Annotated in this window: 17 protein-coding genes; 6 read left to right on the forward strand and 11 right to left on the reverse strand. The window is 38.5% G+C overall.

Annotated features, from left to right (window positions below; genetic code table 11):
- Window positions 1-4: 4 nt before the first annotated feature.
- Together ACHUET_RS02730 and ACHUET_RS02735 are read right to left on the reverse strand one after the other, a co-directional pair.
- Window positions 5-1,096 (reverse strand): helix-turn-helix transcriptional regulator, encoded by a 1,092-nt coding sequence (locus ACHUET_RS02730; RefSeq protein ID WP_394210454.1) that lies wholly within the window; start codon window positions 1,094-1,096, stop codon window positions 5-7.
- 54 nt (window positions 1,097-1,150) lie between these two features.
- Window positions 1,151-2,008, reverse strand: a complete 858-nt coding sequence (locus tag ACHUET_RS02735) for a PP2C family protein-serine/threonine phosphatase (RefSeq protein ID WP_394210456.1) — start codon at window positions 2,006-2,008, stop codon at window positions 1,151-1,153.
- Between the two features lie 182 nt (window positions 2,009-2,190).
- Here ACHUET_RS02735 and ACHUET_RS02740 point away from each other — a divergent pair, with 182 nt between their 5' ends.
- The 4 genes from ACHUET_RS02740 (at window position 2,191) to ACHUET_RS02755 (ending at window position 6,091) form a co-directional block, all read left to right on the forward strand.
- Window positions 2,191-2,841, forward strand: coding sequence for a hypothetical protein (locus tag ACHUET_RS02740; protein ID WP_394210458.1), 651 nt, complete (start codon window positions 2,191-2,193; stop codon window positions 2,839-2,841).
- Window positions 2,842-2,982: 141 nt separating this feature from the next.
- Complete coding sequence (locus ACHUET_RS02745) at window positions 2,983-4,053, forward strand: WG repeat-containing protein (RefSeq protein ID WP_394210460.1); 1,071 nt, start codon at window positions 2,983-2,985, stop codon at window positions 4,051-4,053.
- A 216-nt stretch (window positions 4,054-4,269) separates the two neighbouring features.
- Entirely contained in the window at window positions 4,270-5,223 is a 954-nt protein-coding gene (locus ACHUET_RS02750) for a WG repeat-containing protein (RefSeq protein WP_394210462.1), read from the forward strand.
- A 91-nt stretch (window positions 5,224-5,314) separates the two neighbouring features.
- Complete coding sequence (locus ACHUET_RS02755; RefSeq protein ID WP_394210464.1) at window positions 5,315-6,091, forward strand: hypothetical protein; 777 nt, start codon at window positions 5,315-5,317, stop codon at window positions 6,089-6,091.
- A gap of 398 nt (window positions 6,092-6,489) precedes the next feature.
- Here ACHUET_RS02755 and ACHUET_RS02760 read toward each other — a convergent pair whose 3' ends face one another.
- The 6 genes from ACHUET_RS02760 to ACHUET_RS02785 form a co-directional block, all read right to left on the reverse strand.
- Window positions 6,490-7,332, reverse strand: a complete 843-nt coding sequence (locus ACHUET_RS02760; RefSeq protein WP_394210466.1) for an IS3 family transposase — start codon at window positions 7,330-7,332, stop codon at window positions 6,490-6,492.
- Between the two features lie 17 nt (window positions 7,333-7,349).
- Window positions 7,350-7,661, reverse strand: a complete 312-nt coding sequence (locus tag ACHUET_RS02765) for a transposase (protein WP_394210468.1) — start codon at window positions 7,659-7,661, stop codon at window positions 7,350-7,352.
- Window positions 7,662-7,822: 161 nt separating this feature from the next.
- On the reverse strand, window positions 7,823-8,407 hold the full coding sequence (locus ACHUET_RS02770; protein WP_394210469.1) for a hypothetical protein: 585 nt from the start codon (window positions 8,405-8,407) through the stop codon (window positions 7,823-7,825).
- A gap of 145 nt (window positions 8,408-8,552) precedes the next feature.
- The gene (locus ACHUET_RS02775) at window positions 8,553-9,224 is read right to left on the reverse strand and encodes a hypothetical protein (protein ID WP_394210471.1); all 672 of its coding nucleotides are present in this window, start codon (window positions 9,222-9,224) and stop codon (window positions 8,553-8,555) included.
- 65 nt (window positions 9,225-9,289) lie between these two features.
- Window positions 9,290-9,916 carry a hypothetical protein gene (locus ACHUET_RS02780; RefSeq protein ID WP_394210473.1) on the reverse strand — a complete coding sequence of 209 codons (627 nt, stop codon included), beginning with the start codon at window positions 9,914-9,916 and terminating at the stop codon, window positions 9,290-9,292.
- A gap of 39 nt (window positions 9,917-9,955) precedes the next feature.
- Window positions 9,956-10,102 carry a hypothetical protein gene (locus ACHUET_RS02785; RefSeq protein WP_394210475.1) on the reverse strand — a complete coding sequence of 49 codons (147 nt, stop codon included), beginning with the start codon at window positions 10,100-10,102 and terminating at the stop codon, window positions 9,956-9,958.
- Between the two features lie 472 nt (window positions 10,103-10,574).
- On the opposite strand from ACHUET_RS02785, the gene ACHUET_RS02790 reads away from it, so the two are divergent.
- Both ACHUET_RS02790 and ACHUET_RS02795 read left to right on the forward strand, forming a co-directional pair.
- Window positions 10,575-11,138: a WG repeat-containing protein gene (locus tag ACHUET_RS02790; RefSeq protein ID WP_394210477.1), complete on the forward strand. Its 564-nt coding sequence runs from the start codon at window positions 10,575-10,577 to the stop codon at window positions 11,136-11,138.
- Window positions 11,139-11,290: 152 nt separating this feature from the next.
- Window positions 11,291-11,464: a hypothetical protein gene (locus ACHUET_RS02795; protein ID WP_394210479.1), complete on the forward strand. Its 174-nt coding sequence runs from the start codon at window positions 11,291-11,293 to the stop codon at window positions 11,462-11,464.
- 412 nt (window positions 11,465-11,876) lie between these two features.
- Here the strand turns inward: ACHUET_RS02795 and ACHUET_RS02800 are convergent, their stop codons facing one another.
- The 3 genes from ACHUET_RS02800 to ACHUET_RS02810 form a co-directional block, all read right to left on the reverse strand.
- Window positions 11,877-12,596: a hypothetical protein gene (locus tag ACHUET_RS02800; protein ID WP_394210481.1), complete on the reverse strand. Its 720-nt coding sequence runs from the start codon at window positions 12,594-12,596 to the stop codon at window positions 11,877-11,879.
- Between the two features lie 71 nt (window positions 12,597-12,667).
- Window positions 12,668-13,606 carry a hypothetical protein gene (locus ACHUET_RS02805; RefSeq protein WP_394210483.1) on the reverse strand — a complete coding sequence of 313 codons (939 nt, stop codon included), beginning with the start codon at window positions 13,604-13,606 and terminating at the stop codon, window positions 12,668-12,670.
- Window positions 13,606-14,340 carry a hypothetical protein gene (locus ACHUET_RS02810; RefSeq protein WP_394210485.1) on the reverse strand — a complete coding sequence of 245 codons (735 nt, stop codon included), beginning with the start codon at window positions 14,338-14,340 and terminating at the stop codon, window positions 13,606-13,608. The genes ACHUET_RS02805 and ACHUET_RS02810 overlap by 1 nt, the downstream gene beginning before the upstream one ends.
- Window positions 14,341-14,500: the final 160 nt, after the last annotated feature.

Consider the following 14,500-nt stretch of genomic DNA (forward strand, 5'->3'; position numbering starts at 1 on the left):
ATCATTAATTACGGTTATAAAGCTGCATCCCACTTTCTAGGCGCTCAAGAATAACTACCTTTAGCTCTAATGGTTCAATGACGACGGACAATTGCGACATACTTACCAGCCAATCCTGCAGACGAGTAGTATTAGCAACTGTAGCGCTGACTTGTTTCCAAGTGTCATCGATAATAGTAATTTGCTGATCTATCGATAATGGTCGTTCATAAAGATGCTGACAGGCATACCTTTGCACCTTTAAAATCAATTTAATTTGGGTATCGTCGGTCGGCTCTAACCTACCCAGTTTATGCAAACTCTTTAACGAAAAAGCATCTCGCCCTACCCAGTCAGGTATTGGCTTATCTATGGCTACTGCCTCGGTAATACGATTGAACGCAAAATTGCGATGCTCCTCTAGCAGTTTATTATCATCGATATGATCATCAGCAGGATTAAAGCCTGTGAGATAGATCATATTGTCAATAAAGATCAGTCCTTTGGGATACACCACTCTTTGAACTGGTTTTTCTTCCCATTTATTTTGATAGCCTATTCGTAATTGACGATTCTGTAGCAGAGCCTGATGAATACTGCCAATCACCTCACTATCAAGCTTTGGTGCTTGCACGATACTAGGTAAGGTGATGAGATGATCTTGCCATTGTCCTAGCGGACTTTGATGAAATTTGTCTTTATCCTGTCGACGTAATTGAGTGAGCTTGTCTGTGATTTCTTGTTTAAAAGATACTGGTAAGTAGTTTGCGGTATATTTATCTAGCATCTCCCAAAAGAACACGGTTTGCTCGTTAATAACATCGATGCTAAAGCTGGGTTCAATATAAAACCGTGCTGTCTTGCCACTGATATTATTGCCCCATGCTGGCACTCGGACTAAGGCGTCACTATAGAAGATATCGTTAAAGATTTGGTTTAAGCCAATCAGATCGTTCTCTAATTTTTTACGCTCATTTATATAATTGTCAGGATCATCACCATAACCAACCATAAGCTCTGTTAATGACATAGCATCAGCTTCACTACGAGGCAAACATTGATATAAAGCAAATAGGCGTTCTGATTTTTTATAGCTGGCGATTGAATATGTAGGCATAGTATTTACTCTATTAGACTGATGAAATAATCAACTCATTATTAAAATACAGGCTCAATCAAAACGAACCAAAATCGCTGTGCCATTGTCATAAGCATTGCCATCGGAATCATAGACCTGATTTTTAAGAGTGATTAACCATTCTCTTAAATCCGTCTCCGCACTAACAGTTTGCCATTCGTGGCTCGGTACTAAGTCATGAATACCATCAGTACAAACCAAGAGACAGTCGCCACTATTAACATTAATCCTTCGAGAGATGCTCTCTGGTGCTTCACTGCTGATATAACTGTCATCAGTGGTCAAGGCAAAGCACTCAGTAATGCTATATAAACTCCCTGCCATACCTTCTCGGTTATAGTCAGAAAACTCCACTTGGCGACCCTGCTCTTTTGCTTGCTGATCAATGAGTTCGTTCAATAGATTATGGTCGCGAGTCAAGCACTGCCACTGTGATGCGCCTTTGGACAGCCGATAAACGCGGCTGTCGCCCACATGGGTTATCGTTGCCTTTATGGTTCCATCATCCTTTAACTCACAGGTAACCATCGCGAGGGTTGCCGCCGCACCATGACGCTTAGATGAATGCTTGGTTTGATTAATCAGCTGATGAATACTGTCTGAAGAAATACTTTTCTGATCGTTCCATAACCGTCTGATCACTTTTACCACCGCCTTTGAGCAGTACTGCGAGTGATTAGAGCTTGCGACACCATCAGACACTGCTAGACAGAATGGCGCCGCAACTGGTGTCACTACCATTACCCCTAAGTCTTCTTGATACCAATTATTTAAAAAGAAAAAAGCGTCTTGCTGCAGGTTATTACTAGCATTCCCTAGAAAGGTAATTGCACAGGTCTGTGCAATAGAAAGAGTTTCTTTTAAAGGACAATGGTCAAGAGAAGAAGACATGATGGTAAACCTATATGTTTGTCATAGAGGCTAGTATATCTGACTACCTGTAAATTTATTTTCTAGGTTGCATTTGCTGAGGTTTTCGTTCAAATGAACTTTATTTTCATATTGAACTAATGTTTGTATATATAATAAATTGTTGCTAATATGTAACCCTTTTATTTTATCGGATATATGTTATGTATCAGAACAAATTTTTTCTTTTGAGTGCCAGCTTAATAGCCTTAGCAAATTTATCTGGCTGTGCTGAAGTAAGCACATTAACAAAGGATTTTAGTACATCTGTTGGTCAAGGCGTCTCTACCATAGTCAAAGATATTAACACCAGTATAAACACATCTACTTCAGTAAAGTCTCAAAATCAGAATGCTGCTTCAATTCCTCCGACAGATATGATTTTTTTAATGGGTTGGATGGAAGATGCTTGCCAAGGTAGCGTCGCACCATATAACAAAATTTCAGATCGTTATTATGCTTTTAAAGATACCGTTGTTGATATGGATAACTCACGTGCCCAGCCTTATTCACAATGGTCACCAGAATATCGTGATCAGATTCAAAATGTTATAAAAAGTACAGATGGATCCTATGTAACTTTCTCACTGCCATTGAAGAATGCCTATTATAGAAAACAACCTTTAAAGGCTATAGAAATTGGCTACCGTGAGGAAACTGAAGGCGCTCATGCGAAATTAGTCTTTACTCAATCTGCGAACGTTACCGCAGTTGTCTCAAGCTTTAAAACTCGTAAAGTCGAAGGTATGGGAGGTATGTACAATAGTGGAGCTACTTATAACGCTGAAGAAAGAAGTCTAAATTGTGAACTTTAGGTCAGTACTCATTAAAACATATAACAAGAAATTCTAATTTCTGACGTATCTTCATTAAAAATTTGTTTATTAAAATATATATTCCTACATCATTACTGTGTTTTGAACAAACAATATTAGAAAGTAAAAAGGACCACTAGGATGTTACGAAAAAAGGTGATTGCCTTAACAGTTATAACAAGTTTCTTATTTATTGGTTGTAGTAAAAGCGAGTCTGTTCCAAGTACTAGAAATGCTAACGACGATATCAGTAACAAATCAACCAAGGTAGAAACTGCATCAAATATAGAGCCAAATATAGAAGTAACACCAGGAACGGAAGAGACTTCAACCACAGACTCTGTTTCTAAACTGGTTCAATACGTAGCCCCCAATGGTGAGTACTCAGAACAATGCGGGTTCAAAAACAACGAAGGTAAAATCGTTGTAAAAGCAGAATATGATTTCTGCGGTACGTTTCATGAGGGCATGGCCTATCTACTCAAAAAGAATCTAGAGTCTGACTCTGACGGAGGCTATTACCTTGGATACACTAATAGCTCAGGTGAACTTGTGATTCCGGTGAGTATCGAAGCAGATTATGGCTGGATGTTAGATACTAGAAACTTTAGCGAAGGCTTGGTCGCTATTTTAAATAAAGACCAATGGGGATATATGGATAAAGAAGGCAAAGCTGTAATCCCCTTTGAATTTGACAGCGCTAGTGACTTTGCTAATGGTATTGCTACAGTATCCAAAGACTACAAATATGGTGCGATTGATCGTTCTGGTAAAGCGGTACTTGAGTTTAAATACAGCCACCTTGGTGATTTTAAAGAAGGCCTAGCATCCTTCAGTCCAATGAATTCAGATAAGCAAGGTTTCATCAATACGAAAGGTAAAGAAGTCGTTGCCCCAATTTGGGATCAGACAATGTATTTCTCTGAAGGACGAGCTGCTGTTGCTAAAGGCGATTATGAAAATGCCAAGTGGGGATTTGTTGATACCTTAGGCAAAGTCATCATTGAACCTAAATATGATGGCGTCTTTGTTGATCCAGGTGGGGATTCTCCCGATGTCATCGGTGGCTATTTTGAGAATGGCACTATAGATGTTTATCAAGAGGGCGAAAATGGACAAGTAACGGCTATTACTATTGATAAGAATGGCAAAGAGCTGAAACGTAAAGACTATGCGAGCACCTTAGATGTACTAGAGTCAATGTATAACTAGACTACAAGAAAAACTCTAAAGTATTTAGTTGTTTAGAGCTCTGTTCTCATCCAATAGGAATAGCCATCTAAACCTTTTCTGATTTAAGCCCTTATTTGCTAAGGTTTTATTAGAAACTACCGTTCGTCGGATCGATATTTAGACGCCAAATTAGTCGATATAATTTCAAATACAAATCGAGACCAACAAAAACTTTAATTACAAGGAATGCAATTCATGACTTTACCCCCTACCCGTTTGCTACCCCTAGCTGCCCTACTAACCTTTGCTACGTATATTCTTCCCGCTCAGGCTTACGTAGATAACTGTAAACCGCCTAAGACAAATTATGCTGAAATTGCTTGTACCGCAGATAGCAAATACTTTGTCGGGTACAACTCTGATTATAGTGTTAGAACCTTATTAGATGAGCAAGGCAAAGCGCTAGTAAGCTCAAAAGGCTATGACGATGTAGACTACTACGGTATTAGCAATGGCGTCTTTGCAGTGATGAAAAATGACAAAGTCGGCTATATGAATACCCGAGGTAAGCTTGTGGTACCAACCATCTACGATACTATGCAAGACCCTAATGATAAATACGATGAGTCATGGTCTGAGCCCGTATCTGACGGACGTATATTAGTCTCTAAAAACGGCAAACTGGGTATTATCGATACATCAAACAAAATTGTCATGCCCTTCACGAATAAATATCCTTCTATAGAGTCATTTAGTGAAGGTATGGCACCAGTTATGTCAAAGTCTTATAAATGGGGCTTTATTGACAAAGATGGTAAGGAAGTTATTAGGCCTCAGTATGACGGTATAAATGGTGATTTTGGCGGCGTCTATGGTTTTTCTCAAGGCTTAGTTGGCATGAAAAAAGGTAAGAAATGGGGCTATATTACTAAAACTGGTAAAGTCGCTGTACCTTTCGTATACGATGAAATACGTCCGTTTAGTGAAGGTCTCGCCGGGGTATTAAAAGATGGTAAATGGGGGTTTATTGATGGTGCAAATAAAACTGTGATTCCTTTTAAATACTCTGATAGTAATGTCGAACGATATAGTTCTAACTTTATGGGGGCCACTTATTTTATCTTTAATGAGGGTACAGCCCAAGTTGCGACCATCAATCAGAAACAAATATGCATCAATAAATCAGATAAAAAGATAGCCTGTCAATAGATTGATACTGCTTTAGCAGCTCAAACCAGTTCTATCAATCTGTGTCTTTAGCATCACTATTTAACATCTTTTTAATTTTAAGGAACTTTGCATGCAGGCCAATCATATTTTATCTATATTCGCAATAAGTAGCTTAATGGCTATATCGGGATGTTCTGAAACCACTTCAGTAGAGGAAATGACAGAGGTCACTACTCCTGAAGAAACAGCACCTACAGAAATAGTCGCCACTGATTCAACGGCTATTGCTGAACCTGTAGTAGAGACTGAAGAAGTAGAAACTGTCGAATCTATTGACGAAAACCCGCCTAGATTTGCTAACGTTACTGACTATTTAGCATTGAAATCTAATACAGATTGGAGTTGGGATTCGCTAGCAGATACTCCTGATATTAAGGAGTGGTATAGCAAAACGCCTACCAAGAACGAATACTCACCCGAGGATCCTAGTTATTCTATTAGAGGAGGTCTTGACGATTATGGTGGCATGGTAGTTTATGGTACCAAAAAGCAGCCAGAGATAATAACTATTGGTTCAGGTCAAGCGGTTATGGAAGATGAGACTGGCAGCGCTGTATATAAACTCGAAGACATATTTAGAGCCAGCGAGCTTACCCGAGTGAAATCGAACTGCGACACAGGCGAAAACGAGCTATTTTCACAACAATTTTATAAATGGCAAAAGCCAGGGTATCAACCGCTTTATATCTACTCAATCATAGATCATGCCAATGCAGGTACCTCAAGTGATGTTGGTATTGCCAAAAGCTTGGATAAGTTCTTTGAGTCCGATTATAGTAGCGCCCTTATGGACTTAAGGGCTTTAGATGCTGACTATAATGATATTACTTGCACCTTTGATCTTTAATATCTTTTTAATTTTAAACTTAACGGAATGAACGATGAAATCAAAAAATACGTTATCTGTGTTGGTTATTAGCAGCTTTATAGCATTATCTGGCTGTGCTGAAAGCAAAACGATAGGTAGAACCGTAGGGAAAGGAGCCTGAAGTCTTGTTGATAGTTTTGCGACAGGTGTACAAAAAGGTATTGATGAATCTTTCTTAGGTAATAAAAATAAAGCAGTAAGCTCTGCCAACAATGTCAAGACGACTACCACCGCCACAAAAGCATCAAATACTATTACAAGCAAGGATATGGTTTACTTATTTGGCGGGATGGAAGATGCTTGCTCAGGTGAAAACCCAGCTTACAACGGTGTAAGAAAAAACTTGTCTGAGTTTACCGTGTAGTGGTCAACTAATTTTAGACACCTGATAAGAGGATTTGATTAAAGTAACGTCTTTCTTTTTCAGCTGGTGGCAAATAATCATTAAAACTATGTGGTCTTACGGATTGATAGGAGCCCCAGATATAGTCAGTGATAGCACTCTTAGCCTCAAAGATATCCTCATAGCCACCCTTAGGCATCCATTCTGTCTTAAAGCTTCTAAAGAAGCGCTCAGTGGGTGCGTTGTCCCAGCAATTACCTTTTCGGCTCATACTTTGCTTCATGCCCTCACAACTTGACACAGATTCAGTGTATGCCTTGCTAGTGTAATGCGTTCCTTGATCTGAGTGAAACAAGACGCCACTGGGTTTAAGTCTCGTCTGATACGCCATCTGTAGTGCTTTAATAGTCAGCACACTGTCAGGTGAGTCTGAGACACTAAAGCCTACCACACGCCGTGCAAACAAATCTAATACTACCGCTAGGTAACACCAGCCGCTTTTGATACGGACATAGGTCACATCACCCGTCCAGACTTGATTAGGTGCCGTTGGTCTAAAGTTTCGGTCTAAGAGGTTGTCATGTGTTTTATGCATCTGATCAGCATGCTTGTACTTGTGCGTCTTTTCCTGACAGCTTTTAAGTCCCATGCTTTTCATAAGGTTACCTGCTAAGTAGCGCGTCAGCCTAATTCTGTGCTCGTTCCATAAGATGGCAACAATAGTACGAGTCCCAGCTGATTGCTTGGAGTCGTTGAATATCAGGCGTATCAAGGCTTTTAATTTCACGTGTTCTATATCTATCGGCTTAGTTTGTATGCCATAGTAGTAGCTGCTTCTAACCACACCGAATAAGTCGCATAGCTTGCGCTTGCTCAAGCTTTTATCTTGCTCTATTAGCGATAGACGTTCAGGCTGTCCGATGCCAGCAGAGCGGAAGCCTTTTTTAGGATATCTTTCTCCATCTTAAGCTGTCTAACTTCTCGTTCAAGCTCTTGAATGCAGCGCTGATCATCGGTTAGTGCTAGACCTTCGGTTGGTCCAATATCTTGTCTCTCTTTTTTATACTTGCGTACCCAGTTATCTAGGGTCGAGACGCCAACTCCTAGCGACTCTGCGACCTCAACAACTTTGCGCTTATGATCAACGACTAAGCTGATAGCTTCTAATTTGAATTCTCGGGTGTGTTGGTTGCGTTTGGTAGTCATACTAATTATCCTCTCTAAGATAGTATAACCTCTTAAACATGGTACGATTTAATTATGCCACTACATAAAACCCTCCTTGTTTTCTTCGTATCTATTAAAAAAGGAGCACGAAAACGTAATTTCTTCGACCTCCTTTTTATTCTTAAAACTATAAGATCAACTTATAACCCCAAGTAACACATTACCGAACGACTATTACTATCAAACTCACCCCCTCGAGAGATGTCTAGATCATCTCTAGTGGTTTTAAAAATTGGCTTTAGTTCCATAAAGTTACTATTTTTGAAATATAATGATTTGTAGACATAGTCAGACTCTGGCCGATTAAATAGCTCTAAGCGTGATAAATCATACCCACGATAAGTTGCATTGTTGAAATTCACGTAGTAGTGGATGCCCTCATCATCTTGGACTACTGATATGTCTCTGATAACATTAGTCAGTAAAGCAGGTAAATTTTGACGATAATCAGGTTTAACATACGGCGTATAATCACCATTCTCCTGATAGCGCTTACCCATAAAACTCTCTTCAAAAGTATTGAAAGCTTGCTGTCTCTTATTCTCTTCAGTACCCGGAGTATAAGCCACCTCATTAAATCCGCAACTATTTTCAAACCATTTAAGCAATCCGACTAGATCTAGTTTTTCAGTAGGTGGTGGCGATGTTTTGTTGACTTTAGATGCATTTTGATTTGGCATTGTCGAGCTAGTCGTCGTCTGCAAATCATCCATAAACGTATTCATATCACTGCAGCCTATTAACGCCGTGCTCACTATAAGTGTCAACGTCATAGCTCTGACGGGTATACTAGATATCTTTTTTAATATCATCAGTAGAAATCCTTTTAGCTGTTATTTATAAGTTCTCAAATAGTATGGCAATTAATATTTATTTTAAGCCAATCTTATAATAGCTCCAGGGCTGCTGCTGAAGATCATAACTTTTTATAGCTTTTAGCTTAAGGTCTTTACGATTATATTCAGGGGAATCACTATTAAGCTTAGCATCTAGCTTATCCATAATTGAGTAGTAGTTATTTTGATTAAGACCACCAATGAGCTTGGTACCCATGAACTTCAGGTACTCATTGTTGTAACCTTCTATCTCAAACTCAGTATAGTAATTGTCCTGAGATCTACTGATAACAAGGTTGTCTGCAAGCTCAAGACCGGAAGGACAGTTAAAACAACCAGGTAGAAATTTAATGCTATCTAGATCAGCCTGATTGAGCATGTCTATAATTTTCGTAGACTCGGTGTTGTAAGTTACGCCACTTGACGCGGTCTTAAACCTACACTTTTCGTTGTTCGGTTCGGCTCTAATACTATTAATTTTACCCTGACTATTGACTTCAACGTTTAACATACAGTCATAGGCTTCGCTATTACTATAGCCACCCCAGCTCTGCTTTTTAAGACCGAGCTTATATTGACTACTTAAAGCTTTAACATCTTTACCTAAAGAGCTTGGCGATAAGAAGCCATTATAATCAGCAGCCATAGCAGGCGTACTTACCAATAAACCTAGCATGATCCCTAGACTAAATGTTTTGTTATTCATAGTACATATTCCTATATTATTTGTTTAATAATCGATTTTAGTTTATTTCTATATTAGATGCACTACTAATTTAATAATGCATCTAATCTTGCAACCCATTGATCAGCATCTGTACTATCTATAGTAAAGAAATCATACCTAGGCTGCTCAGGATTTCTAATGTAAACGCTAACGTAGTACTTACTCATGGAACTTAGAGTGGCGCCATATTGATTTTGAGTTTCTACCCCTTGAGAGTAGGCTTGCCAACGCTGTACGTCATTAAAGTTACAGATAAGCACTTGAGGACTCGTGTTAGGGTCAAGGGTAAGGGCAATGCGTCTAGCCTGCGTGTCAATTAAAATACCTACCGACTCATAATCTACATTGAAGTTATGCTCTTGGACTAAATGGCGCTTAAAATAGTTATGAGTATTCTGAAAATAAGGCGGAATACTGTTTTTTGTACGGTCGATAGTAAGAACTTTAGAAAATGCGCTGAATGTAGAATATATAAAGCCAAGTAAGCCTAATATTATATATATAATGATCAGCCACCCAACGCTGCCTACGATAATTAAAAATAGAGCAGATAAAACAGCAACGACTATCCAAAACTTTTTATTAGTAAGCAGCTGTGTTAGCCCACTTGGTTTACCTAAGTCAAATTTAGGAACGTTATTGTCAGGGGCAAATACCGTTTGGATGGTCATAATAATGTTTCTCTAATAAGTTAAAAGGAGATTACTACGCTACTCTACACACACGGCAAAAGTCAGCTCTGTATATATTGGTAGCAATACTACGTTATTCGTAAGGCCAACATTTTTGGCTTGTACAGTAGTTTTAGCCAATACCGTCATTGGCAGCGCTAGATAAAAAATTTGTAGGAAGTTCACAAACAATCCTTGGGATAGTTTTTAGTCTATAAATTATAAGTAGCTAAACGTGTTATTTTTTAGCCATCCGACGAACGGTAGCTAAATATTTTAGTTATTTAACTACCGTTCGTCGGATGGCTTTCCAGAAGTGACATTTTTGTGGTATGTGGCAAATGTAAATTAAGACATTCGTTTAATTCAAATTTTTAAATACTCACTTGTATGATTTAATGCAAAACACTTTAAAAAAACTCAACTTGCCTAACCTCTAGAATAAAAGTAAACAAAATATTGCTAATATTCTTAATTATTTTTGAGAAATGAGCGGATAACTAGCATATTGCGAACGAAACTATTAACGCTGTTCATAATCACAGCTTTTGCTCTCAGTAGATGCAGTAACAACGATGCTACAGCTACTGAAACTAATATCGTAACCACTAATAATGTAATCGAATAAACCAAAGTACTAGTAGAGCCAGCAACCATATTGGAAGACGAGACAAAGCCTGAAGTTACTGCTGATCTAGTTCACTACACTATAGTCAATGGCGAGTACTCAGAACAATACGGCCTTAAGGATGAAGCAGGCAACGTAGCCGTAAAAGCAAAATATGACTTTTACGGCTGTTCTAATGAAGGAATGGCATACCTTAAGAACAACTCAAATGCAAATTCTGAAGGCGCTTATATGATTGGTTATGTCAATAGCTTTGGCGAATCAGTCATACCAGTAGATATCGCAGCAGGTTATGGCTGGTTCTTAGATGCTAGAGACTTCTCTGAAAGATTGGTGGCAGTATCAAAAAAAGATGAATGGAGTTATATGGATAAAGAAGGCAATACAGTGATTCCTTTTAGATACGAGACAGATTCGGACTTCTCTGGCGGTTTAGCTACAGTGTTAAAAGATTATAAATACCGCGCTATCAATCACAATGGTGACAGCGCTATCATCCTCAAATACAGTCATCTAGGTGAGTGTAAAGAAAGCTTGATGGTGTTTATCCCAGTAAGTTCAGACGAAACGGTGTTAATACTAAATGTAAAGTAAGAGTAGAGCCAGTTTGGGATCAAGCTATGGACTTCTGTGAAAGCTAAGCTACTGTTGCTAAAGGGGACTACGAAAGCGCTAGGTGGGAATTTATAAATACCTCAAGCAATGGCGTCATCGAACCCAAATATGATCATGTCTATATCGACTCTATGGGCGACTCACCTGATATTATTAGTGGTTACTTTGAAAACGGTATAATTGAAGTCTATCAAAATGCTGACAATGAAAAAGTAAGGGCTATTACTATTGATAAAAAAGGTAAAGAGCTTGAACTTAAGAATTATCATTACTCATCAGACTTACTTGAAGAGAGCTACAACTAACTGAGCAATAGAAAATAGTGTCTTTTTCTATTGCTATAATCAAAACTTATCAAAAAAAACTTCATATTTTTATCTGATTTAGCTGAAGACCTCGGTTTTAGAGACTCGGCTAGAATTACCGTTAGTCGGGGCGCTAATTTTAGTAGTAAATCAACCATTATAATGTCAAAAATAGATCGAGTCTCACTACTTATTATTCATTATATTAGGTAAGTTTTTAATGCAAGCCAATCGAATTTTATCTTTATTTGCCTTGAGTAGCCTAGTTTCTATGACAGGTTGCTCTAACTGTAGTAGTCAACTAATTTAGGACAGCTGATAAGAGGTTTTGATTAAAGTAACGTTTCTCTTTTAGTTAGTAAAATTTACTCTTAGGTCAAATAATTAGAAGATTTCCTGAGTGTGCTACCTATCAGGCTGTCATGTTTTGAGAGATAAACCAGGACAACCAGGGAAACCATTCAGCTGCTAATGGCGTATCTTCTAAAGCTAAAATATAGTCCGAAAACTGTTCATCTAATCTAGTCAACAGCGCAGGCTGTTTATCAATACGTGCTCTGGTAAAGACTATACCCACTTCAAGTTGCACTGCATTGTAATCGTGCCAGCCACTTTCCTGCTTATGATAATTAAAATCGTTTTGCCAACGGCTAAGTGTATGACTAAAACCAAAATAACATTGGAACATGATATAAATATCTAATGTCTTGGCACATGGTATCTTGGGTAGCAAACGATATAATTCCAACAACCGACTGTGATCCACTTTATGTTGAGTTTGCGTTAATATCGCACGCATTCCTGTATTCAACAGCTTAGGATAATCTTGTAGGTAAGTACGAGCGGTTGAAGAAGCAGCAAGTGACAAAGCAGCAGATGATATAGCATTTATTAATTTGCTTACTTCTTCGAACTCATTTCGATAGTAGGCAACCGATTGAGTTTCAAGCGATAAAGCGATCCATTCTGAAAGTATAGCTACATCTTCTGAAGTATAAGACAGGTCAGTATTCCCCGCATCATTACCGGCATATTTCGTTTGCGTCAATAGTGATAGCTGCTCAATACATTCATCAGCATCATAGCACCATTCAAAAAATGCACTATCTCTAGGTGTCAATGTACTAGACATAACTCACTTTCAACCTTATCTCTCCTTAGTTTCATTCAGCTTGACCCTGTTTGATTAGTGATTTTCTTTATTTAAGTGCTAACTAGAAACCATTCTCTCTGTTCAGATGGTAGATGGCACACAAAATTTGCGCTTGCGGTGTTTGCCTGCAAAAATACCACCTTTCTATCCAAGACCTTAACTGCCACAAAGTGTCCTTGTTTAATCAAGGTAACCTTGGACACATCATCACTCTCTGGTTCCGGCAATACATAAGCACCTTTGCTACCTCCTGCCAAATATACCTCGTCCTTCAGGGTGTCACAGCCAAACCAAGGAATATGTGGCATATTCATAGCGATTGCAAATGTATTGTTAGATTGTTGGCGTAATATCAAACCTAAATTTGATACCGCTAGCAGTCGACCATTAGCATAGGTAATATCATTGATAGGTATGTCTGATGGGATTGAAGGGTCAAATGTCATAGCATGCCATTGTTTATTTTCATACTTCATCAGCTGGCAGCCATACCCCATTAAGAAGTAATCACCATTTACTTTTTTGAATCTGATGGGGCGCTTTACACCAGTATAGCTAGTAAAATCTCGTCCATCATAATGAATCAACGTACCCTCAAAAGTTGCTATCCATAAGTCACTATCTTCACCAATGATACAAACAGGCGTTTGCTCTGTTATTCTCTGATATGACCATTTTAATGCGTACGCTTGGGTTTCCAGCTTTTCATACAAGTCACTACCACTTAACTTAGATTGAGAGCTATATAGATGTCCCATCATATCCACTGCCCAAATTGTGCCAAGTGAGGATACGGTGATGTCTGCTAAGGTGACGTTTGTGGTAAGCAAGGTAGTTTTATGAGAATACTCACTATATAAAGTGACTTTTTTGATAGCGGCGGGGGGCATAATATGCATGTCGTCATTTTCGTAAGACTGCAAGCATATAATGCCACCACCTTGAATGAGCACTTTATTTACTGTTATATAGTCAAAATCATTGCTCATTATAAAAACTCAATATACTCATTTTCCGAACTTTCTAGGTTAGGTAGCCTTGTTACGATATCAGATATCGCTATAGGGCACGCTGTTAGCATCGGCATAGATTCATTTAAACTCAGAGTTTGTTGTAATAGCTCTTGCTTTATACAAGCAGCAAGTACCTCTGCCTCTTTTTGAAGATACATTCGGGGTAGACTGTTTGTCACACGTTTTACGCGAACGGTCGTAAAAAACTCAATCAATGCGCTTTCTATTTCTTCCAACCATACTAAAAGAGTGGGCTCACATTGTGGTGTTATGAGTTTGCGAGCTATACTGATAAGCTGAATGGTTAAAAAACGACATTCAGTGCCTCTTGTCTGGCTATCTTCCACCCAAAAGCTTAATGCACTTTCTCTGATAAGCCCTGTCAAATAAAAGGTAAAAGATATATTTTTGCCACCGTACCTTTTTTGCTGTGGTAAATTATTGGCGTGGGCAGATGGATTAAATGGGTTAATAAGCTTTAGCACTTCATATCTTGCGCTATGATAATCCATTAAATTTTTGGGTATGGCTTCTAAATCATAACCCATATCCGTATTGCCTTTAATTATATAATCAGCTAATAAATTAAGTGTTACTAGCATACCTTGTTTATGCGCGGTCTTAAGAGCTTGCAAAGTATCAGTGTCATATAATCTAGCGGCAGTTCTGATTTGCTTTTGTTGGTCGGTCTCGTATTTTTCACGGCTCATACTGGCAGTCAATATCACGTGTATACCGTTATCAAATATCAGCAAATCCTGAGAATCATAGTGAACTGGGTTTACCTTCTGCCCTAATGACACTGCCCAATGACCACTGGATGTGAGGCACTCATATAAAGGTAGCCCTGCTTCATCAAATACGGTTTTA

The sequence above is a fragment of the Psychrobacter piscatorii genome, from assembly GCF_043641605.1.
Classification (GTDB): Bacteria; Pseudomonadota; Gammaproteobacteria; order Pseudomonadales; family Moraxellaceae; genus Psychrobacter; species Psychrobacter piscatorii_C.